The organism is Kutzneria sp. NPDC052558, from assembly GCF_044547355.1.
Lineage (GTDB): Bacteria > Actinomycetota > Actinomycetes > Mycobacteriales > Pseudonocardiaceae > Kutzneria.
The window spans coordinates 35,949-53,993 of record NZ_JBIUAG010000037.1 but is presented as its reverse complement, the minus strand read 5'-3'; the positions used below and the strand labels follow the sequence as shown (position 1 = coordinate 53,993).

General features: G+C 72.3%; 21 protein-coding genes. 17 read left to right on the top strand and 4 right to left on the bottom strand.

Annotation, left to right across the window (positions count from 1 at the left end):
* Positions 1 to 7 precede the first annotated feature (7 nt).
* From ACIG5F_RS41500 to ACIG5F_RS41480, 5 genes are read left to right on the top strand one after another with little or no spacing between them, the layout of a single operon-like run.
* Positions 8 to 865, top strand: coding sequence for a glycosyltransferase (locus ACIG5F_RS41500; RefSeq protein WP_396525737.1), 858 nt, complete (start codon positions 8 to 10; stop codon positions 863 to 865).
* Positions 866 to 867: 2 nt separating this feature from the next.
* The gene (locus ACIG5F_RS41495; protein WP_396525682.1) at positions 868 to 2,082 is read left to right on the top strand and encodes a glycosyltransferase; all 1,215 of its coding nucleotides are present in this window, start codon (positions 868 to 870) and stop codon (positions 2,080 to 2,082) included.
* On the top strand, positions 2,079 to 2,654 hold the full coding sequence (locus ACIG5F_RS41490) for an SIS domain-containing protein (RefSeq protein ID WP_396525681.1): 576 nt from the start codon (positions 2,079 to 2,081) through the stop codon (positions 2,652 to 2,654). Before ACIG5F_RS41495 ends, ACIG5F_RS41490 begins: the two co-directional genes overlap by 4 nt.
* A complete protein-coding gene (gene rfaE2, locus ACIG5F_RS41485; protein WP_396525680.1) occupies positions 2,651 to 3,940 on the top strand; it encodes a D-glycero-beta-D-manno-heptose 1-phosphate adenylyltransferase in 1,290 nt (429 codons plus the stop codon). The genes ACIG5F_RS41490 and rfaE2 (ACIG5F_RS41485) overlap by 4 nt, the downstream gene beginning before the upstream one ends.
* Positions 3,930 to 4,631, top strand: a complete 702-nt coding sequence (locus tag ACIG5F_RS41480) for an SDR family oxidoreductase (protein ID WP_396525678.1) — start codon at positions 3,930 to 3,932, stop codon at positions 4,629 to 4,631. The genes rfaE2 (ACIG5F_RS41485) and ACIG5F_RS41480 overlap by 11 nt, the downstream gene beginning before the upstream one ends.
* Here the strand turns inward: ACIG5F_RS41480 and ACIG5F_RS41475 are convergent.
* Positions 4,582 to 5,688 carry a glycosyltransferase family 9 protein gene (locus ACIG5F_RS41475; protein ID WP_396525677.1) on the bottom strand — a complete coding sequence of 369 codons (1,107 nt, stop codon included), beginning with the start codon at positions 5,686 to 5,688 and terminating at the stop codon, positions 4,582 to 4,584. The two genes, ACIG5F_RS41480 and ACIG5F_RS41475, sit on opposite strands and share 50 nt — an antisense overlap.
* A 53-nt stretch (positions 5,689 to 5,741) precedes the next feature.
* On the opposite strand from ACIG5F_RS41475, the gene ACIG5F_RS41470 reads away from it, so the two are divergent.
* From ACIG5F_RS41470 to ACIG5F_RS41455, 4 genes are all read left to right on the top strand, one after another.
* On the top strand, positions 5,742 to 7,010 hold the full coding sequence (locus ACIG5F_RS41470) for an aldehyde dehydrogenase family protein (RefSeq protein WP_396525676.1): 1,269 nt from the start codon (positions 5,742 to 5,744) through the stop codon (positions 7,008 to 7,010).
* On the top strand, positions 7,004 to 8,476 hold the full coding sequence (gene rfaE2 / locus ACIG5F_RS41465; protein WP_396525675.1) for a D-glycero-beta-D-manno-heptose 1-phosphate adenylyltransferase: 1,473 nt from the start codon (positions 7,004 to 7,006) through the stop codon (positions 8,474 to 8,476). The genes ACIG5F_RS41470 and rfaE2 (ACIG5F_RS41465) overlap by 7 nt, the downstream gene beginning before the upstream one ends.
* 127 nt (positions 8,477 to 8,603) lie before the next feature.
* Positions 8,604 to 9,224 carry a DUF47 domain-containing protein gene (locus tag ACIG5F_RS41460; protein ID WP_396525674.1) on the top strand — a complete coding sequence of 207 codons (621 nt, stop codon included), beginning with the start codon at positions 8,604 to 8,606 and terminating at the stop codon, positions 9,222 to 9,224.
* Positions 9,225 to 9,227: 3 nt separating this feature from the next.
* A complete protein-coding gene (locus tag ACIG5F_RS41455) occupies positions 9,228 to 10,217 on the top strand; it encodes an anion permease (RefSeq protein ID WP_396525673.1) in 990 nt (329 codons plus the stop codon).
* A gap of 12 nt (positions 10,218 to 10,229) precedes the next feature.
* Here the strand turns inward: ACIG5F_RS41455 and ACIG5F_RS41450 are convergent, their stop codons facing one another.
* Positions 10,230 to 10,844, bottom strand: coding sequence for a flavodoxin family protein (locus tag ACIG5F_RS41450; protein WP_396525672.1), 615 nt, complete (start codon positions 10,842 to 10,844; stop codon positions 10,230 to 10,232).
* Positions 10,845 to 10,916: 72 nt separating this feature from the next.
* On the opposite strand from ACIG5F_RS41450, the gene ACIG5F_RS41445 reads away from it, so the two are divergent.
* The 4 genes from ACIG5F_RS41445 to ACIG5F_RS41430 all read left to right on the top strand — a co-directional run bounded on the left by ACIG5F_RS41445 (position 10,917) and on the right by ACIG5F_RS41430 (position 14,089).
* Positions 10,917 to 11,882 (top strand): acyl-CoA dehydrogenase, encoded by a 966-nt coding sequence (locus tag ACIG5F_RS41445; protein ID WP_396525671.1) that lies wholly within the window; start codon positions 10,917 to 10,919, stop codon positions 11,880 to 11,882.
* On the top strand, positions 11,879 to 13,156 hold the full coding sequence (locus tag ACIG5F_RS41440; RefSeq protein ID WP_396525670.1) for a PIG-L family deacetylase: 1,278 nt from the start codon (positions 11,879 to 11,881) through the stop codon (positions 13,154 to 13,156). The genes ACIG5F_RS41445 and ACIG5F_RS41440 overlap by 4 nt, the downstream gene beginning before the upstream one ends.
* Positions 13,153 to 13,815, top strand: coding sequence for a glycosyltransferase (locus tag ACIG5F_RS41435; RefSeq protein WP_396525668.1), 663 nt, complete (start codon positions 13,153 to 13,155; stop codon positions 13,813 to 13,815). Before ACIG5F_RS41440 ends, ACIG5F_RS41435 begins: the two co-directional genes overlap by 4 nt.
* 115 nt (positions 13,816 to 13,930) lie before the next feature.
* Entirely contained in the window at positions 13,931 to 14,089 is a 159-nt protein-coding gene (locus ACIG5F_RS41430; RefSeq protein WP_396525666.1) for a hypothetical protein, read from the top strand.
* Positions 14,090 to 14,234: 145 nt separating this feature from the next.
* On the opposite strand, the gene ACIG5F_RS41425 is transcribed toward ACIG5F_RS41430, so the two are convergent.
* Entirely contained in the window at positions 14,235 to 14,717 is a 483-nt protein-coding gene (locus tag ACIG5F_RS41425) for a hypothetical protein (RefSeq protein WP_396525665.1), read from the bottom strand.
* A 77-nt stretch (positions 14,718 to 14,794) separates the two neighbouring features.
* Positions 14,795 to 15,259 (bottom strand): SRPBCC family protein, encoded by a 465-nt coding sequence (locus tag ACIG5F_RS41420; protein ID WP_396525663.1) that lies wholly within the window; start codon positions 15,257 to 15,259, stop codon positions 14,795 to 14,797.
* 108 nt (positions 15,260 to 15,367) lie between these two features.
* Between ACIG5F_RS41420 and ACIG5F_RS41415 the strand changes: the two genes are divergently transcribed.
* The 4 genes from ACIG5F_RS41415 (at position 15,368) to ACIG5F_RS41400 (ending at position 18,045) form a co-directional block, all read left to right on the top strand.
* Entirely contained in the window at positions 15,368 to 16,018 is a 651-nt protein-coding gene (locus ACIG5F_RS41415) for an HAD family hydrolase (RefSeq protein WP_396525661.1), read from the top strand.
* A gap of 268 nt (positions 16,019 to 16,286) precedes the next feature.
* Positions 16,287 to 16,781: a DUF1360 domain-containing protein gene (locus ACIG5F_RS41410; RefSeq protein WP_396525736.1), complete on the top strand. Its 495-nt coding sequence runs from the start codon at positions 16,287 to 16,289 to the stop codon at positions 16,779 to 16,781.
* Positions 16,782 to 16,796: 15 nt separating this feature from the next.
* Positions 16,797 to 16,928, top strand: coding sequence for a hypothetical protein (locus tag ACIG5F_RS41405; RefSeq protein WP_396525659.1), 132 nt, complete (start codon positions 16,797 to 16,799; stop codon positions 16,926 to 16,928).
* Positions 16,929 to 16,974: 46 nt separating this feature from the next.
* On the top strand, positions 16,975 to 18,045 hold the full coding sequence (locus ACIG5F_RS41400) for a glutamate--cysteine ligase (protein ID WP_396525657.1): 1,071 nt from the start codon (positions 16,975 to 16,977) through the stop codon (positions 18,043 to 18,045).

Below are 18,045 nucleotides of genomic sequence, written 5' to 3'. Positions count from 1 at the left end.
CGGGTGGATGAACGCCTTCGTCGCCGGCCGGCACGAGTACCTGATCCCCAAAGGCCCGTGGGGCGGCGGCAAACAAGGCCGCCACTGGCCCAACGCCGTCGAGATCACCGCTGCGTCCGAGGTGGATGTCGTTGTGCTGCAACGGCCCGAGGAGCTCGAACTCGTGCAGAAGTGGGTGCGGGGCCGGGCGCCGATGGTGTACGTGGAGCACAACACGCCCAAGGGACAGCCGCACCCGCTGGCCGACCGCGACGACATCCGGCTGGCCCACGTCACCCACTTCAACCAGGCGATGTGGGACTCGGGCCGGGCCCCGACGACCGTGGTCGAGCACGGCGTGCCGGATCCCGGCCCGCGCTACACCGGCGAGCTGGCCACGGCCGCCGCCGTGATCAACGAGCCGGCCCGGCGGCACCGGGTCACCGGCACCGATCTGCTGCCCTGGTTCGCGCCGATCGACGTGTTCGGCATCGGCGTCGACCGGCTCGACCTGCCCGGCGTGCACCCGGTCGGCGACCTGTGGACCGACAAGCTGCACGCCGAGCTGGCCCGGCGACGGGTGTACGTGCATCCGCCGCGCTGGACTTCGCTGGGGCTGTCCCTGATCGAGGCGATGCACCTGGGCCTGCCGGTGGTGGTGTTCGCGGCCACGGAGGCGATCGAGGCCGTGCCGCCGGACGCCGGCGTCGTCTCCACCCGGATCGAGGCGCTGGCCGACGCGACGCGTGAGCTGGTCGCGGCCCCGGACCGGGCGGCCGAACTGGGGCAGCGGGCCCGGCGGGCGGCGCTGGCCCGGTACGGGTTGGCGGCTTTCCTGCGGGACTGGGACTGGTTGCTGACCGAGACCGTGGAACGTGGGAGGTAGTCATGAGGATCGCGATGGTCTCCGAGCACGCCAGTCCGCTGGCGGCGCTCGGCGAGGTCGACTGCGGCGGGCAGAACCTGCACGTCGCCGAGCTGTCGTCGGCGCTGGCCGGCCGGGGCCACGAGGTCGTCGTGCACACCCGCCGCACGGACCCGGACCTGCCCGAGCGGGTCGACACCGCGCGGGGTTTCGGCGTCGTGCACGTGCCGGCGGGTCCACCGGGTCCGCTGGCCAAGGACAAACTGTTGCCGCACATGGGCGAATTCGCCGACGCCCTCGCCCGTGACTGGCGGCAGCGGCCGCCTGACGTCGTGCACGCGCACTTCTGGATGTCGGGCCTGGCGTCGGTGCTGGCGGCGGCGGACCTCGGGGCGCCGGTGGTGCAGACCTTCCACGCGCTCGGTTCGGTCAAGCGCCGGCATCAGGGGCGGGACGACACCAGCCCGGCGGCGAGGCAGCGGTTGGAGCGACTGGTCGGGCGCAGCGTGTCCCGAGTCGCCGCGACCTGTTCGGACGAGGTGTTCGAGCTGATCCGGATGGGCGTGCCGAGGTCGCGGATCTCGGTGGTGCCGTGCGGAGTGGACCCGCGGCAGTTCAGCCCGTCCGGGCCCGTCGCCGACCGCGGCCGGCGCCACCGGCTGCTCGCCGTCGGCCGGCTGGTGCCGCGCAAGGGGTTCGACATCGCTGTCGAGGCGCTGGCCCGACTGCCGCGGACGGAGCTGGTGATCGCCGGCGGGCCGAGGCCGTCCGGGTTGTCGGCCGACGCCGAGGCCCGTCGGCTGCGCCGACTCGCACAGCAGCACGGCGTCAGCGACCGGGTCACGCTGCTCGGTCAGGTGTCTCGGACGGACATGCCGGCCTTGCTGCGGTCGAGCGACGTCGTCGTCTGCACACCGTGGTACGAGCCGTTCGGCATCGTTCCGTTGGAGGCCATGGCCTGTGGTGTCCCGGTGGTGGCGGCGGCCGTCGGCGGGCTGACCGACACCGTGGTCGACGGGGTCACCGGACGGCTTGTGCCGCCGCTGGATCCGGTCGAGCTGGCCAAGGTGCTGCGGCCGCTGCTGGAGGACGCCGCCCAGCGCGAGGCCTTCGGGGCCGCCGGCTGCGACCGGGCGCGGGCCCGCTATGCCTGGAGTCGGGTCGCTGCCGACACCGAGCAGGTCTACCAGCGGGCCGGCGTGGTGCCGGCCGGCACTGTGCTGGAGGTGTCGTCGTGAACTCGATCAGGCACGTCGACGACCTGCGGGAGGCGCTGGACTGGCTCCGTGCGCAGTCGTCCTCGCTGGACCGGTGGGGCCATCAGCTGGCTGCCACGCTGAGCGGCGGGGGCCGGCTGCTCGCGGCCGGCAACGGCGGCTCGGCGGCCGAGGCCCAGCACCTGACCGCCGAGCTGGTGGGACGGTTCGACGGCGACCGGCGGCCGTTCTCGGCCATCGCGCTGCACGCCGACACGTCGACGATGACGGCGATCGGCAACGACTACGGCTACGACGACGTGTTCGCCCGGCAGGTCACCGGCCACGCCCGGCCCGGCGACGTGGTGGTGTTGCTGTCCACCAGCGGCCGCAGCCCGAACGTGCTGCGGGCGGCCGAGGCCGCGCGCCGGGCCGGGGCGACCAGCTGGGCGATGACCGGCCGGGCCCCGAACCCACTGGCGTCCATTGTGGACGAAGCGTTGTGTGTGCCGGCGGAGTCGGCGACCGTGCAGGAGGCCCACCTGGTCGCCGTGCACGTGCTGTGCGGCGCGTTCGAGCAGGCGTTGGCCCGGCTGGAAAGGCGGGCCTCGTGAACCTCGTCGTCGTGGGGGATGCCTTGCTGGACAAGGACATTCTGGGCTCGGTGAGCCGGGTGTGCCCGGACGGCCCGGCCCCGGTGCTGGACATGGTGACCGAGCGACCCCGGGCCGGCGGCGCCGGCCTGGCGGCCGTGCTCGCGGCGAGCGACGGAGTGCCGACGACGCTGGTCACCGCGCTGTCCGACGACGAGGACGCGGCCGTGCTGCGCTCGTGCCTGTCGGAAGTGCGAGTGGTCGCCGGCCGTTCCTTCGGCGCGACGGTGGTGAAGACGCGCCTGCGGGCCCAGGGGCATTCCCTGGCCCGGTTCGACCGGGGCGGCAGCGAGCGGCCGCCGGAGGTGACCGACGAGATGATCGACGCGGTTCGGGCCGCCGATGCCGTCCTGGTGTCCGACTACGGCCGGGGTATCGCGGCGGATCCGCGTCTGCGGCGAGTGCTGAGCCAGCTCGCCCGGCGCGTGCCGGTGGTCTGGGATCCGCACCCGCGCGGTCCGGATCCGGTGCCAGGGGTGCGTTTGTACACCCCGAATCTGGCCGAGGCGGAGAGCTTGGCCGGGGTTTCCGGCGCTCGGGCCGCCGCCGCTGTCCTATTGGGACGGTTTCGGCCGCACGGGGTGGCGGTCACCTTGGGCGACGAAGGCGCGTTGCTGCACCTGGGCGGTTCGCCGGTGGCCGTGCCCGCGCGACGGGTGCCGGTGGTCGACCCGTGTGGCGGCGGAGACCGCTTCGCCGCATCGGCCGCCACGAACCTGGTGCGGGGCAAGGCGTTGGATGTCGCCGTCGCCGCAGCCGTGGCCGCCGCGACCGAGTTCGTCTCGGCTGGGGCGGCGCCGGACGCGCTGGCGATCGAGGCGGTGCGTGCTCGCGGCGGCCGGATCGTGGCCACCGGCGGCTGTTTCGACATCCTGCACACCGGCCATGTCCGAACGCTGCGGGCCGCCCGCCAGCTGGGCGATTTCCTGGTGGTGTGCCTGAATTCCGACGCGTCGGTCCACCGGCTGAAAGGCGCGTCACGGCCGGTGAACAACCAGCGCGACCGGGCCGAGATGCTGCGGTCGATCGGCTGCGTGGACGCGGTCGTGGTGTTCGACGGCGACACCCCGCGGGACGTGCTGCGCGAGCTGCGGCCGCAGGTGTGGGTCAAGGGCGGCGACTACTCGGCGGAAACGCTGCCGGAGTCGGCGGTCGTCCGGGAATGGGGCGGCGAGTGCGTGGTCGTGCCGTACCACGCCGGGCGTTCCACCACCCGGCTGGTGGCACTGTTGTCCAATGTGGAATGAGGGAGAACCAGTGGGAGCCATTGTTGTCAGCGGGGGAGCGTCCGGACTGGGGGCGGCGGTCGTCCGGGCCGTGCGCAAGGCCGGCGGCGTGGCCGTGGTGCTGGACCGGGACGAGCCGGCGGAATGCGACGACTTCGTCCGGGTCGACCTGGCCGACCCTCGGGCCGCCGAGCACGCGGTGCGGGAGATCGCCGACCGCAACGGCGGCCTGGACGGTGTGGTGACCGCCGCCGGCACCGATCGGTGCGGCGAGCTGTCCACAATAGACGGAGCCGAGTGGGACCGGGTCGTGACGGTGAACCTGCTCGGCACCGCCGCCGTGGTCCGGGCCGCGCTGCCGTACCTCATCGACTCACGTGGTCGGATCGTGACCGTGGCGTCGACGCTGGGCTTCAGCGCGGTCAGCGACGCGACGGCCTACTGCGCCTCGAAGTTCGGGGTCGTGGGCTTCACCCGGGCGTTGACCGCCGAGCTGACCGGGCGGGTCGGCGTGACCCTGCTGGTGCCCGGCGGCATGCGGACCAAGTTCTTCGACGACCGCGAGGAACGCTACAAGCCGCCGGACGACGCCCGGCTCAACGATCCGGACGACGTGGCGGCGGCCGTGGTGTTCGCCCTCAGCCAGCCGGGCAACTGCGAGCTCAGGGAACTGGTCGTGACGCACGCCGAAGAGGGCTCGTGGCCGCCATGATGCCGTCCATGTCGGCCAGGACGGCCGGGACGGGGACGTCGGCGACCCAGGAGTTGTAGTCGCCGCAGTCGGATTCGCCCTGGTCGGTGAGCGACCGGTCGCAGCCGGGGCACCGCACCGTCCAGGCGATGTGCGGGCGGTGCCTGCCCCGCCAGAAGGGCCCCGCGTTGATCATGTTGCCGCACCAGAAGATACTCACGGTCGGCGTGCCGATGGCCTCCGCGATGTGCCGGGGCCCGCTGTCGTTGGCCACGACCACGGCGCTGCGCGACAACACTCCGACCATGCCGCTGAGGTCGAGTGCGCCGGCCAGGCCGCGGATGCGCAGCGGCGCCCGGGCCTGGTCGACGATGTAGTCGACCAGTTCCCGCTCCGACCGGGTGCCGATGACCGCCACGCTGTGGCCGGAGGCGACGGCGTGCGCGGCGACGTCCGCGAACTTCTCCGCCGGCCAGCACCGCCGGGGGTCCGTGGCCCCGGGATGCAGGGTGATGACGCGGCCGGGCAACCCGGACAACGCCTCGTCGGCCGCGGCCAGGTCTCGTTCGGTGACCGCGAGACCGGCGTCGAGGGTTACGGGCGCCGCGCCGGCCAGGCCTACGACCTCTAGCCACCGCAGGGTCTCGTGCTGGTAGTAGCGGTAGGGCAACCACCGGCTCAACACGGCCGCGCCGGGCGTGCGCGTGCCGACCGTGTGCCTCGCCCCGAGGCTGCGGAGAAACGGGTTCGACCACAGCCCGCCGCCGTGCAGCTGGCAGGCGAGGTCGAACCGTTCGGCCAGCGCCGCCCGGAAGAACTCGTGCTGGGCGGGCAGTTCGTCAACGTCGCCGGGCGGCGGCTCGTGCACGCCCTCGGCGGCGGGCAGTCGCATGACCCGATCGATCGGGCTCGGCCGGCCGTCGAGCAGCCGAGCGTGGTTCGGGGTGCCGAGCAGCGTGATCTCGGCATCGGGATAGGCCTGGCGCAGGGCGTGCGCCGCCGGCAGGACGAACATCAGGTCGCCGAGACCGCCACCCCGCAGCACCGCGATCCGGCGCACATCCTCGAACGGTTGCATGCGATGGGATTGCCCGCCGCATAAGCCGGCAACCACCGGGTAGCCGCCAGGACATGAGCGAAGTCGAACCGGTCGTCGCCGCGGCGAGGGCCGCGCAGCCGGGCTGGGCCCGAACCTCCGCCGCCGACCGGGGGGCCGCGCTCGCCGCCGCGGCCGCGAGGCTGCGCGCCTCGGCCGACGAGCTCGCCGCCGCCAACAACGGCGACACCGGGCGGCTGGTCGACGAAGCCCGCGGCGGCGTGCTGGCCGCCGCTGGCACGCTCGACCAGTACGCCGAGCTGGGGCCGTTGCACCGGGGCCGCAGCCTGCACGGCTCGTGGTCGGCGATCGACCTGATGGTGCCGCAGCCTCGGGGCGTGGTCGCGGCGATCACGCCGTGGAACGACCCGGTGGCGATCGCCTGCGGGTTGATCGGGGCCGCGCTGGCCGTCGGCAACACGGTGGTGCACAAGCCCAGCGAGCGTTCGCCGCACGTCGGCGAGCTGCTGACCAAGCTGCTGGCCGACCTGTTCCCCGAAGGCGTCCTGCAATGGCTGCCCGGGGACGGCTGGGTCGGCGCGGCGCTGGCGCGGCAGCCGGAGGTGGACCTGGTGGCGCATGTGGGCAGCAGCGAGACCGGGCGGGAGATCTCCCGCAACAGCACCGCCAAGCTGCTGCTGGAGAACGGCGGCAACGATCCGCTGCTGATCGACGGGGACGTCGACCCGGAGTGGGCGGCCGAACAGGCCGCGCTGGGGGCGTTCACCAACGCCGGCCAGCTGTGCACCTCGGTCGAGCGGATCTACGTGCACGAGGTCGTGGCCAAGCCTTTCCTGGCCGCGCTGGTGGCCCGGGCCCGGGAGTTCAAGACCGGGCCGCTGGTGGACGTCAAGGCCCGCGACGCGGTGAGCAAGCAGGTGCAGGAGGCGGTCCGGGGCGGCGCCGAGCTGCTCGTCGGCGGCGTTCTGCTGGTGGCCGGCGGATCCCGCTATCCCAACACGGTGCTGGCCGGCTGCACCCCGCGCATGCGGGTGATGGGCCAGGAGACTTTCGGGCCGGTGGCCCCGGTGTGCGTGGTGGACAGCTTCGACACCGGGCTGGAGCTGGCGTCGAGCGGTCCGTACGGACTGGCGGCGACCGTGTTGACCCGGAACATGGCCCACGCCCAGCGGGCCTGGCGGGAGCTGCCGGTGGGCACCGTGAAGATCAACGCCGTGTTCGGCGGCGCTCCCGGCGGGGCCGCCCAGCCGCGCGGCGCGAGCGGGACCGGCTACGGCTACGGGCCGGAGCTGCTGGATGAGATGACCACCACCAAGGTCGTGCACTGGGAGACGGCATGCTGACCCCGGACACTCCCGACGAGCTGGCGCGTCGCCGGCTCCGTATCGCCGTCGTCGGCGACGCCATGCTGGACGGCTGGCTGTGCGGCGACAGCAACCGGCTGTGCCGCGAGGCCCCGGCCCCGGTGGTGGAGATCACCAGCGCGGTGGAGCGGCCCGGCGGGGCGGCCAACACGGCGGCGAACCTGGCGGCGCTGGGCGCGGAGGCGGTGTTGATCGCCGTGACCGGCGCGGATCCCGACGGGGCGCGGCTGCGGCGCGAACTCGACGCCGCTGGCGTGCGCACCGAGGCGATGCTGGTGGAGCATGGGCGGCGGACCATGGCCAAGCGCCGCATCGTCGCCGGAGCCCAGTTGATCGCCCGATTCGACGAGGGCGACACCGGCGCGGTGCGGCCGAGCACCGGCCGTGCGCTGGCCGGCGTGCTGTGCGAGGTGGTGCCCCGGTGCGATGCCGTGCTGGTCTGCGACTACGGCGCCGGCACGCTGACCGACGCGGTTCGGGCCGAACTCGTTCGGCTGCGAACGAGCATGCCGTTGCTGGTGGCGGACGCGCACGACCTGAGGCCGTGGGCGGCGGTGCGGCCGGATGTGGTCACGCCCAACGCCGGCGAGGCGGCGAGGCTGCTCGGCGCGACCTGGACCGGCGATGGCCGCTCGGTGGCGGTGGAGAACCGAGCCGATGATCTTCGCGCGGCCACCGGGGCCGACGCGGTCGTGGTCACGTTGGACCGGGACGGCGCGGTGCTGCTGCCGCCGGACGGCCCCGTGCACCGGACCTGGGCGCAGCCGGCGCCGGAGAGCCAGGCCTCCGGGGCCGGCGACACGTTCGTCGCCGCGCTGACCACCGCGCTCGCGGGCGGACTGCCGGCGCCGGTCGCCGTGGAGTTCGCGCAGGCGGCGGCCGATGTCGTGGTCGGCCGACCGGGCACCTCCGTGTGCACGACCGCGCAGCTGACCGAGCGGCTCGGCGGATTCCGGGCCGCAGTGCTGAACCATGACGAACTCGCCGGGGCCGTGTCGGCGCACCGGGCCGCCGGGCGGCGGATCGTGTTCACCAATGGCTGTTTCGACGTGCTGCACCGGGGGCATGTCGCATACCTGAACCAGGCCAAGCGGTTGGGGGACGTGCTCGTCGTGGCAGTCAACGACGACAGCGGCGTGCGCCGCCTGAAGGGGCCGGGCCGGCCGGTGAACTCGGCGTCGGACCGGGCGGCGGTGCTGGCCGCGCTGAGCTGCGTGGACCACGTGACGACCTTCGGCGCCGACACCACCGCCGGCCTGATCACCCGGCTGCGGCCGGAGGTGTACGCCAAGGGCGGCGACTACACACCGGAGATGCTGCCCGAGACGCCGACGGTCCGGGCCTGCGGCGGAGAGGTGCGGATCCTGGACTACCTGCCGGACCGGTCCACCACCGCCGTGATCAACCGGATCCGCGCCGAAGCAGGCGCGCCAGGACGGCGTTGAGCGGGACCGCCGCAGTGCGACGGGCTACGCAGCACGCGCGCTTCGAACCAAACTGGTGGTTTCACCCGAGGCGGCTGGGGGAAGCCGCAGTCATGACGACCACCGCGCAGTTCCGGACGGCCGTCGCATGAGGCTGCGAGCGGCGCCCCGCGACGCCCGGTTCTACGACCTGCTCACCGCCGCGGCGGTGAACATCGCCGACGCGGTGGCGGTGCTCGACCGGTTCGTCCGTGCCGACGCCGCCGACCGGGAAGCCCTCGCGCAGGAGATGCGGCGGCTGGAGCACGTCGGCGACGACCACACCCACGCCTTGATCGAACTGATCGACGTCACCTTCGTCACGCCGTTCGACCGGGAGGACATCTACCGGCTCGCGGTCCGGCTCGACGACGTCGTGGACTTCGTCGACGAGGTGGTGGACCTGGCGTTGCTCTACGGCTGCGACCAGTTCCCGCCCGGCGTGTCCGAGCAGGTCGAGCTGCTCACCAAGGCCGCCGGGCTGACCGTCGCCGCGATGCCGAAGCTGCGCACACCGCAGGACCTCGTGCCGTACTGGCGGGAGATCAGCGAGGTGGAGAACGCCGCCGACCAGGTGCACCGGCGGCTGCTGAGCCTGCTGTTCAGCGGCGAGTACGAGCCGTTGACGGTGATGAAGCTCAAGGACGTGGTGGACGGCCTCGAGCAGGCCGCGGACGCGTTCGAGCACGCCGCCGACGTCATGCACACCATCGCGGTCAAGGAGAGCTGAGGAGTGCTCGGCCTCTGGGTCGTGGTCGCGTTGGCCCTGGTGTTCAACTACACCAACGGTTTCCACGATGCCGCCAACGCCATCGCCACCGCCGTGTCCACTCGCGCCCTGCCGCTGCGGTGGGCGCTGGCCATGGGCGCGGCGATGAACCTGCTCGGGGCGCTGCTGTCGACCGGCGTCGCGGTGACCGTCGCGGACGGGGTGATCGCGCCGCCCTCGGGCGGCTCCGGTCTGGCGGTGGTGCTCGCGGCCGTGGTCGGCGCGATCGTGTGGAACATCGCGACCTGGTACTTCGGGCTGCCGTCCTCGTCATCGCACGCGTTGATCGGCGGGCTGGTCGGGGCCGCGCTCGCCTCGGCGAGCCAGGTGCACTGGGCCGGCGTGGTGGACAAGGTGATCATCCCGATGGTCGTGTCGCCGGTGGTCGGCCTCGTGCTGGGCTACGGGGTGATGACCGGTGTGCTGTGGGCGTTTCGACGCGGCAACGCCCATCGGGTGCGGCGGGGGTTCCGGCACGCCCAGATCGTGTCCGCGGCGGCGTTGGCACTGGGGCACGGCTTGCAGGACGCGCAGAAGTCCATGGGCGTGATCGTGCTGGCCTTGGCGGTGACGGGTGTCTACCACGGTGATGGCGTGCCGCTGTGGGTGGTGCTGGCGTGCGCGGCGGCGATGGCCGCCGGCAGCTATTCGGGCGGCCTGCGGGTGATGCGCACGCTCGGGCGGCGAGTGTTCCCGATGACGCCGCCGCACGGCTTCGCCGCCGAGCTGTCCGGGGCCGCCGTGCTCTACGTGACGGCGTTCGCCTGGGCCGCGCCGATCTCCACCACGCACGTGATGACAACCGCGATCATGGGAGTCGGAGCGGCCCGGCGTCCGTCGGCGGTCCGCTGGGGGATCGCCGGGGACATCGTGACCGGCTGGGTGTTGACCTTGCCCGCCGCCGCGCTCGTCGCCGCCGTCGTGTACTGGCCGGCCAGCCTCGCGTTCGGCTGACCAGTCGGATCATCAGGCCGGATAAGGGGATTCGCGCAGGACGCGGGCCAGGTGGGCGGCGTTGGCGGCCAGGCGCTTGGTGGTCTGGGCGACGGTGTCGGGCACCTCGTCGAGGTCCTTGAAGTCGGTGCCGTGCATGGCTTCGCCGACCCAGTAGGTGACGCCGCCGGCCGGGATGGTGAAGCCGATGTCGTCGAGGGCCTGGAACAGGTCGGCGCTGACCTTGTGCGCGCCGTCCTCGTTGCCGACCACCGCGACGGTGGCGACCTTCTCGTACATGCGCGGCACGCCACGGTCGTCGGTCTCGGACAGCTCGCCGTCGAGCCGTTCCAGCACCCGCTGGGCCACACTGGACGGATGCCCCAGCCAGATCGGCGTGGCCAGCAGGAGGATGTCGGCCTCCAGCAGCCGGGAGCGGATGTCGGGCCAGGTGTCGCCGTCGCCCATGTCCACCGCGACACCGGGTTTGACGTCGTGGTCGACCACCCGGATCGCCTCGCCCTTGACGCCGTTGGCCGCGAACTGGTCCATCACGTGCTCGGCCAGCAGGTCGCTGCTGGAGGCGCCGGGAGACGGCGTGAGCGTGCACACGAGCGCCAGGGCCCGCAACTGTTTCGCTGAGGTCATGGTGGCACGGCTACCCGGGCGGCGTCCGGCCAAACTGGATTGGACGCCCGCGACCTCGGGTAATCCGTTGCCATGCTCGATGACCAGCCACCACCGCGGATTCTGTGGCCCCGCGACGTCGACACCGTCATCACCGAGTTGCGGACGCTGGCGGCCGTCGGCGATCTCGATCTGCCGCTGCCCGGCGGCGGCGACACGGCGGCCCGGTGGGCGGCGCTGGCCCGCCTGGGCCGGCGGGATCTGGCGCTGGCCCGGCTGGCCGAGGGACATGCCGACGCGGTGGCGATTCTCGCCGAGGCCGGCCGGAAGCCGGTGCCGGAGGCGCTGTACGGGGTGTGGGCGGCCAGGTCCGGCGGCACCGGGGCGGTGCTGCAAGACGGCGTTCTCCGCGGAACGGTTCGGTTCTGTTCCGGTGCGCACCGGTTGGACCGAGCGCTGATCGCCGCCCTCGACGACGACCGGCGCAGCGTGCTGGTGGAGGCGGATCTGTCCGATGCCCGGATCTTCACGGTGCCGGGCACGTGGCTGCCCTTGGGCATGGACGCCTCGGACAGTCCGGACGTGACCATCGACGACGTCGTCGTGACCGGCGACATGATCGTCGGCGAGCCCGGGTTCTACCTGGAGCGCCCGGGTTTCTGGCTGGGCGGCATCGGTGTCGCGGCGGTCTGGCTGGGTGGCGCGGCCGGTCTGCTGGACGACGTGCTGGCCGAGCTGTCCACTCCGGACGATCATCAGCTGGCGCATGTCGGCGCGCTGCACACCACGATCCGCTCGACCGAGGCCTTGCTGGACCTCGCTGCGTCCACGGTGGACTCGGATCCGGCCGGCGATCACCACCTGCTCGCCTGGACCTGCCGGTCGGCGGCGGAGCGGTCGGCGTGGGAGGTGCTGGACCGGGTGCCGCGGATCACCGGGCCGACGCTGATGTGCCGCGATCCGCGCTTTGCCCAGCGGCTGGCGGATCTCCAGGTGTACGTGCGGCAGCACCACGCGGAGAAGGACCTGGCGGCGATCGGGAAGGCGGTGCTGGCATGACCTCGGCGGCCGAGCGGAGATGGGAGGGCCGGCTGGACGGCCTGGCCGCGTTCGACACCACGGGCTATCGCCGGGTGGTGGCGGTCGCGGCGCATCCCGATGACGAGACGCTCGGGGCCAGCGCGTGCCTGCAAGCGTTGCACGAGAACGGATGCCGGGTCGACGTGGTGGTGGCCAGTGACGGCGAGGCGGCGTTTCCCGCGCTAGGTCCCCAAGACCGCGCCGAGCTCGGCCGGCGCAGACGTCGCGAGCTCACGGAGTCGTTGCGGGCCCAGGGTCTTGGTGACAGCGACGTCCATTGGTTGGGTCTGCCGGATTCCGGCTTGGCCGAGTGTCGCGCCGAGCTCGTCGCGGAGTTGCGGACGTTGTTGGCTGACGCCGATTGCTGCCTGCTGCCGTGGCCGCACGATCCACACCCCGATCACAGTGCTGTCGGCAAGGCCGTGTTGGCGGCCGCGCCGGTGACCGCGCACTGCTGGTCGTACCCGATCTGGATGTGGCACTGGACGGCCGAGGAGTCGGCGGAGATCCCGTGGCGGCACGCCCGCGCGTACGCGCTGACGGCGGCGCAGCTGGGGCGGAAGATGGCCGGCATCAAGGCTTTCACGTCCCAACTGGAGCGCGGCCCGGACGGTAGCGACCCCATCTTGCCGCCGGATGTGCTGGAGCACTTCAACCGCGACCGCGAGGTGCTGTTCCGCGAACCACGCCGGCAGAGTGCGCCGCTGGAGCGGTTCCGTGACCTCTACGCCACGAACGCCGATCCATGGCGCACCGAGGACAGCTGGTACGAACGCCGCAAGCGGTCGGTTCTGCTCGCGGCGCTGCCACGCGAACGCTACCGGCATGCCGTCGAGCCTGCTTGCGGAGTCGGCGCGCTCACGGCCCAACTGGCCATGCGGGCCGACAAGGTGCACGCGTTCGACGCTGTGCCGAAGGCGGTGGCGGCGGCGGGGAAGCTGTGTCTGCCCAACCTGACCGTGACGAAAGCGGTGCTGCCGGAGGGATTTCCGGACGAGGTGGCGGATCTCGTCGTGCTCAGCGAGATCCTCTACTACCTGTCCGACGAGGACCTGCGCAAGACGGTCGACAACGCGATCACCGGCCTGGCCCCCGGCGGCGACCTTGTGCTGGCGCACTGGCGTCCGTGGGCGCCGGAGGCCACCCGCGACGCCGCCGAGGCCCATGAGCTGGTGGCCGGGCGGCCCGAGTTGTCGACCCTGGTCGAGCATCGTGACGAGGAGTTCCTGCTGCACGTGTTGAGGCGACGGTGATCCGGTCCGTCGCGGTGGTCGTGCCGGCGCGGGACGAACGGGAGACGATCGTCGAGTGCCTGCGCGCGATCTGGACGGCTGTGCCGTCCTCGGTCGCGGCGACGGTGTGCGTGGTGGCCGACCAGTGCCACGACGACACGGCCGCTCTGGCCCGGCCGCTGGCCGACGTCCTCGTGAACCGCCTTGACCGTCCACTCGGGACGGTTCGGGACCTGGGCGTGCGGCGGAGCCTGACCTGGCCGGCCGAGGAGTGCTGGGTGCTCAACACCGACGCCGACTCCGCGCTGGACCCGGACACGATCACCGCCCATCTCCGGCTCGCGAACCGGGGCGCGCACGCGGTGGCCGGCGCTGTGCGGATCGACTGGGCCGGCGACGAGCGGCTGCGCGCACGGTACGAAGCGCTGACCCCCGACGGTCGGGACCGGGTCTACGGCGCGAACCTCGGCGTGCGCGGGGATGTCTACCTCGCCGTCGGCGGCTTCGGGCCGCTGTCCACCAGCGAGGACCGGCACCTGTGGGACCGGGTCAAGCTCGCCGGCTTTCGGGCGGTGACCACGCCGCACGCCCCGGTGACCACCAGCTCCCGGCTCCGTGGCCGGGCCGGCAGCGGGCTCGCCGACCTGCTGGCCGGGCTGGGGGAACAACGACCGGCATGAGCGGAACGACCCCCTGACCCAGCTGGGACGGCTCAGATCGCGCTGGTGAACGATGATTGAACGGCGTCTGCACCGGGTATCCCTGGGGCCAGCTCGGAATCGACGGAGGTGTCTGATGCTCGCCCTGATCGGATTGCTGCTGGTGGTCTGGTTGGTCTGCGCCGTAGTCGGCGCGGTGGTCAAGGGCCTGGCCTGGCTGTTGATTCTCGGTGTCGTGCTGTTCGTGGCGACGGCCGTGGTGGGCTGGGTCAAGCGGGAAGCGCTGCGCCGCTGAGGCAGTAGCCGCTGGTGAGGGCGGGGCCCGTCGATTTCCGGTTCGGAAACGGCAGGAGCCCCGCCCGCTGGCGACGATCCCTCGGCAGACCGGCGAGTAGACAGTCCACAATGGCTCGGTCCACAATAGATCGGTCCACAATGGATCAGGCCTCGGGCTCCAGGAGCGCGGCGGCAGCTCGTCCGCGCATCGCCTCCAGGCACTGCCGCTGGGCCTCGGCCCTGGCCGTCAGTTCGTCGAGATGGACCTGGTCCAGGCGATCGTCGTGCTCGGCCAGCCGGCGTAACGTCTGCCAGCCGGCGGCCTTGCCGTCCACGCCGAGGCTCATCGCCTCCAGCTCGACGAGGCGGCTGAGCGGCGACCGGCTGAACAGGCGCCCATTGGGCTTGAGCCGGCCCAGCTTCTCGCCCAGCCAGCCGCCGGCGATCTTCACGTAGTCCTGGCGCACGCCGAGGGCGTCCATGATGCGCAGCAGGCTGTCGCGGTCCTGTTCGATGTCCCGGGCGAGCCCGGACAGATCGGCGTCCTTCTGCTCGTGGGCGATGCGGCGGGCCAGTTCGACGCCGCCGGTCGCGCCGGCCAGGTGGTCGTTGAGGTAGATGGCGAGTTCGTGCCGAAAGGTGTCCACGAGAGCAAGGGTGCCCGCTGCGCCCCGGCCGCAACCGCGAGCCGGCGACCCCGGTTGTGGGGTCGCCGGCCGGCGGATCAGGACTGCGGGCTGCGGGGCACGTCGCCTCGCCAGCCGCCGGTCTCACGTCCCTCGCTTTCGATGAAGTCCTTGAATCGCTTGAGGTCGCCGCTGATGCGGTTGCCAACCAGGCCCAGCGCGGCGGCGGTCTTCTCGGTGAGGGTGTCGGGCTGGTACTCCATCTGTAGGGTCACCCTGGTGGTGTGGTCGTCGAGGCGGTGGAAGGTGACCACGCCGCCGTGCTCGGGGCCGTCCACGGTGTGCCAGGCCACGCGCTCGTCGGGGTGCTGCTCGCTGACCCGGGCGTCGAACTCGCGGCTGACGCCGCCGATCGACGTCTGCCAGTGGGTGAGCACGTCGTCGATCTGGGTGACCCGGTCGACGCCCTCCATGAAGCGGGGGAAGGACTCGAACTGGGTCCACTGGTTGTACGCGGTGCGCACGGGCACCTGCACATCCACGGACTTCTCGATGGTGGTCATGGCTTGCCTCCTCCGGATCGGCCACACGGCTACCCTCCGCTCGATCGGGCAAACGCGACCAGGTTTCGGGCCGTGTGGTCGCGGTATCCCTTTGCCGTGCAGACAATCGTGATCGCAGACGTCGACGGGACCCTGGTGGACAGCAACTACCAGAACATCGTCGCGTGGTACCGGGCTTTCCGGCGTTGCGGGGTGACGGCGCCGATGTGGCGCATCCACCGCGCGGTCGGCATGGGCGGCGACCAACTGGTGGCCGCGGTGGCCGGCGAGGACGTGGAGGACCAGCACGGCGACGAGGTGCGGGCGGCATGGGCGGAGATCTTCGGGCCGATGCTGGAGGAGGTCGCCCCGCTGGCTGGTGCGCGTGAACTTCTGGTGGCCGTCAAGGAGAACGGGCACGAGCTGGTGCTGGCCAGCTCGGGCAAGCCCGACCATGTCGACCACTACCTCGACCTGTTGGCGGTGCGGGACGTCGCCGACGCGTGGACCACCTCCGAGGACGTGGAAGCGACCAAACCGGCGCCCGATCTGCTCGCGGTGGCGATGGACAAGGTGCGGGGGGAGCACGCCGTCGCCCTCGGTGACTCCATTTGGGACTGTCAGGCCGCGCGGAAACTGGGCCTGCCCTCGATCGGTCTGCGCACCGGCGGTTTCGGCGTCGACGAGCTGGCGGAAGCCGGCGCGAGCAAGGTCTACGACGATCTGCCCGCGCTTCGGGCCGAACTGGACCGGTTGCCCTTCGCCGCGAAGGCCCAGTGAGGCCGTGAAGGTTACGGCGGCCTGGCCGGTGTCGGGTCCCGCCGCGCGGCGGCGGCGGATGATCCGCCGTCGCTGGGCCTCGTCCTGGCCGCCCCAGACGCCGTAGGGCTCCTCGGTGGCGATCAGCCGCTGCGGACGCCACGGGCAACCGGACCTGTCCGAGCAACCGCGCCGGCGACCGACGATTACCGGCGTTTCTGCTGGGTAGAGCTGTTATGGGGGCAGAGGAAGGGAGGACCGTCCGGTGGCCCGGAAGTCGGCGCGAACCATGGTCCGCCAGCTCAAGCGGAAGTACGAGGGCGACGAGGAGCGCCCGCTCGGCGGCTACCTGGCGGTGCTCGGCGTCTATGCCGGGGTGACCGGTGCCCTGGTCGGACTGGCCAAAGCGCTGCGGATCCCGCCACCGACGCCCAGTGCCACCGACACCGTGCTGATGTCGTTGGCCACGCACAAGCTGAGCCGCCTGCTGAGCAAGGACGCCGTGACCAGCCCGCTGCGGGCGCCGTTCACCCGCTACCGGGAACCGGCCGGCGACGGCGAACTGATGGAGTCCGTCCGTGGCCATGGCGTCCAACACGCCGCGGGCGAGCTGATCACCTGCCCGTTCTGCCTCGGCGTGTGGGTGGCGACAGGCCTGTCGGCGGGACTGGTGTTCGCGCCGCGGCTGACCCGCCTGGTGTGCGTGACCTTGACCGCCATCGCGGTGTCGGACGGCCTGCAACTGGTCTACGACAATGCGAAGGACGCCGGCGGCGATTCGTGAGCAGGAGGAGGAACGATGATCGAGACGACACCGACCGAGCAGACCGTCCTGGACGAGGACGACGTGCTGCTGCCGAGAGGCTGGGCCGACGAGCGGCTGGCCCGGGACGGCGAGGACGAGCCGAACGTGCTGCGCGGACGGGAATGAGCAGCTGGTCGTTTGAACCACCCTCGATTGTGGGCATTTTCCCGGTATGACTGGAAGACCGGGTGTGACGCTCGGCGTCGAGGAAGAGTTCCTGCTGGTCGACGGCGACGGCCGGCTGGCGGCGGCCGGGCCGGAGATCTCCGAGCAGGTCGACGCCGCGGACGGGCAGATCGAACACGAGTTGCGGCGCTGCCAGGTGGAGTCGGCGACCGGGGTGTGCGCCACCGCCGACGAGGTCGTCACGGGACTGGGCACGCTGCGCGACAGACTGGCGGCGGAAGCGGCGGGGCAGGGCTTGCGACTGCTGGCCAGCGGCACCGCCCCGATGGCCGACGATCGCCCGGCGCGCTTCACCCCCGACGTCCGCTACCACCGGATGGCACGAGAGTTCGGCGGCATCGCACAGGCTTCGCTGACCTGTGCCTGCCATGTGCACGTCTCGATCCCGGACGCCGCGACGGGTGTGCGGATGAGCAACCAGATCCGGCCGTGGCTACCGGTTCTGCTCGCGCTGACGGCGAACTCGCCGTTCCACAACGGCGATGACACAGCCTATGCGAGCTGGCGTCACCTCCTCTGGACTCGGTGGCCGTCGGCCGGTGCGCCGCCGCACTTCGACTCGGTGGACGCGTACGAGTCCAGTGTGGACGGTCTGATCGACGCAGGGGCCGCTCTCGATCGTGGGATGGTCTACTGGGACATCCGGCTCTCGGCGCATCAGCCGACGGTGGAGGTGCGGGTCGCCGACGTGCTCCCGACGCCGACCGAGGCGGCGCTGCTGGCCGTGCTGGTCCGGGCCCTGGCCACGCAGGTGTTCGACGGTGAGGGGCCGGTGGCGCGGCCCGAGCCGGAGGTGTTGCGGGCGTGGCTGTGGCGCTCGGCCCGGGACGGCCTGACCGGGCGCTGCGTGCATCCCCGCACCGGTGATCTGGCGCCGGCGTGGCAGGTGGTGAACGATCTGGTGGCCGGTCTCGGGCCGTGGCTGCGGGCCAACGGTGACGACGAGTTCGCCGAGCAGGCCCTGGCCGGGGTGCGGGCGGACGGGAACGGGGCGCAGCGGCAGCGGGCCGCCAACGAGAGGGCCGGTTTGCTGGACGCGCTCGCCTGGCCGGTCTGA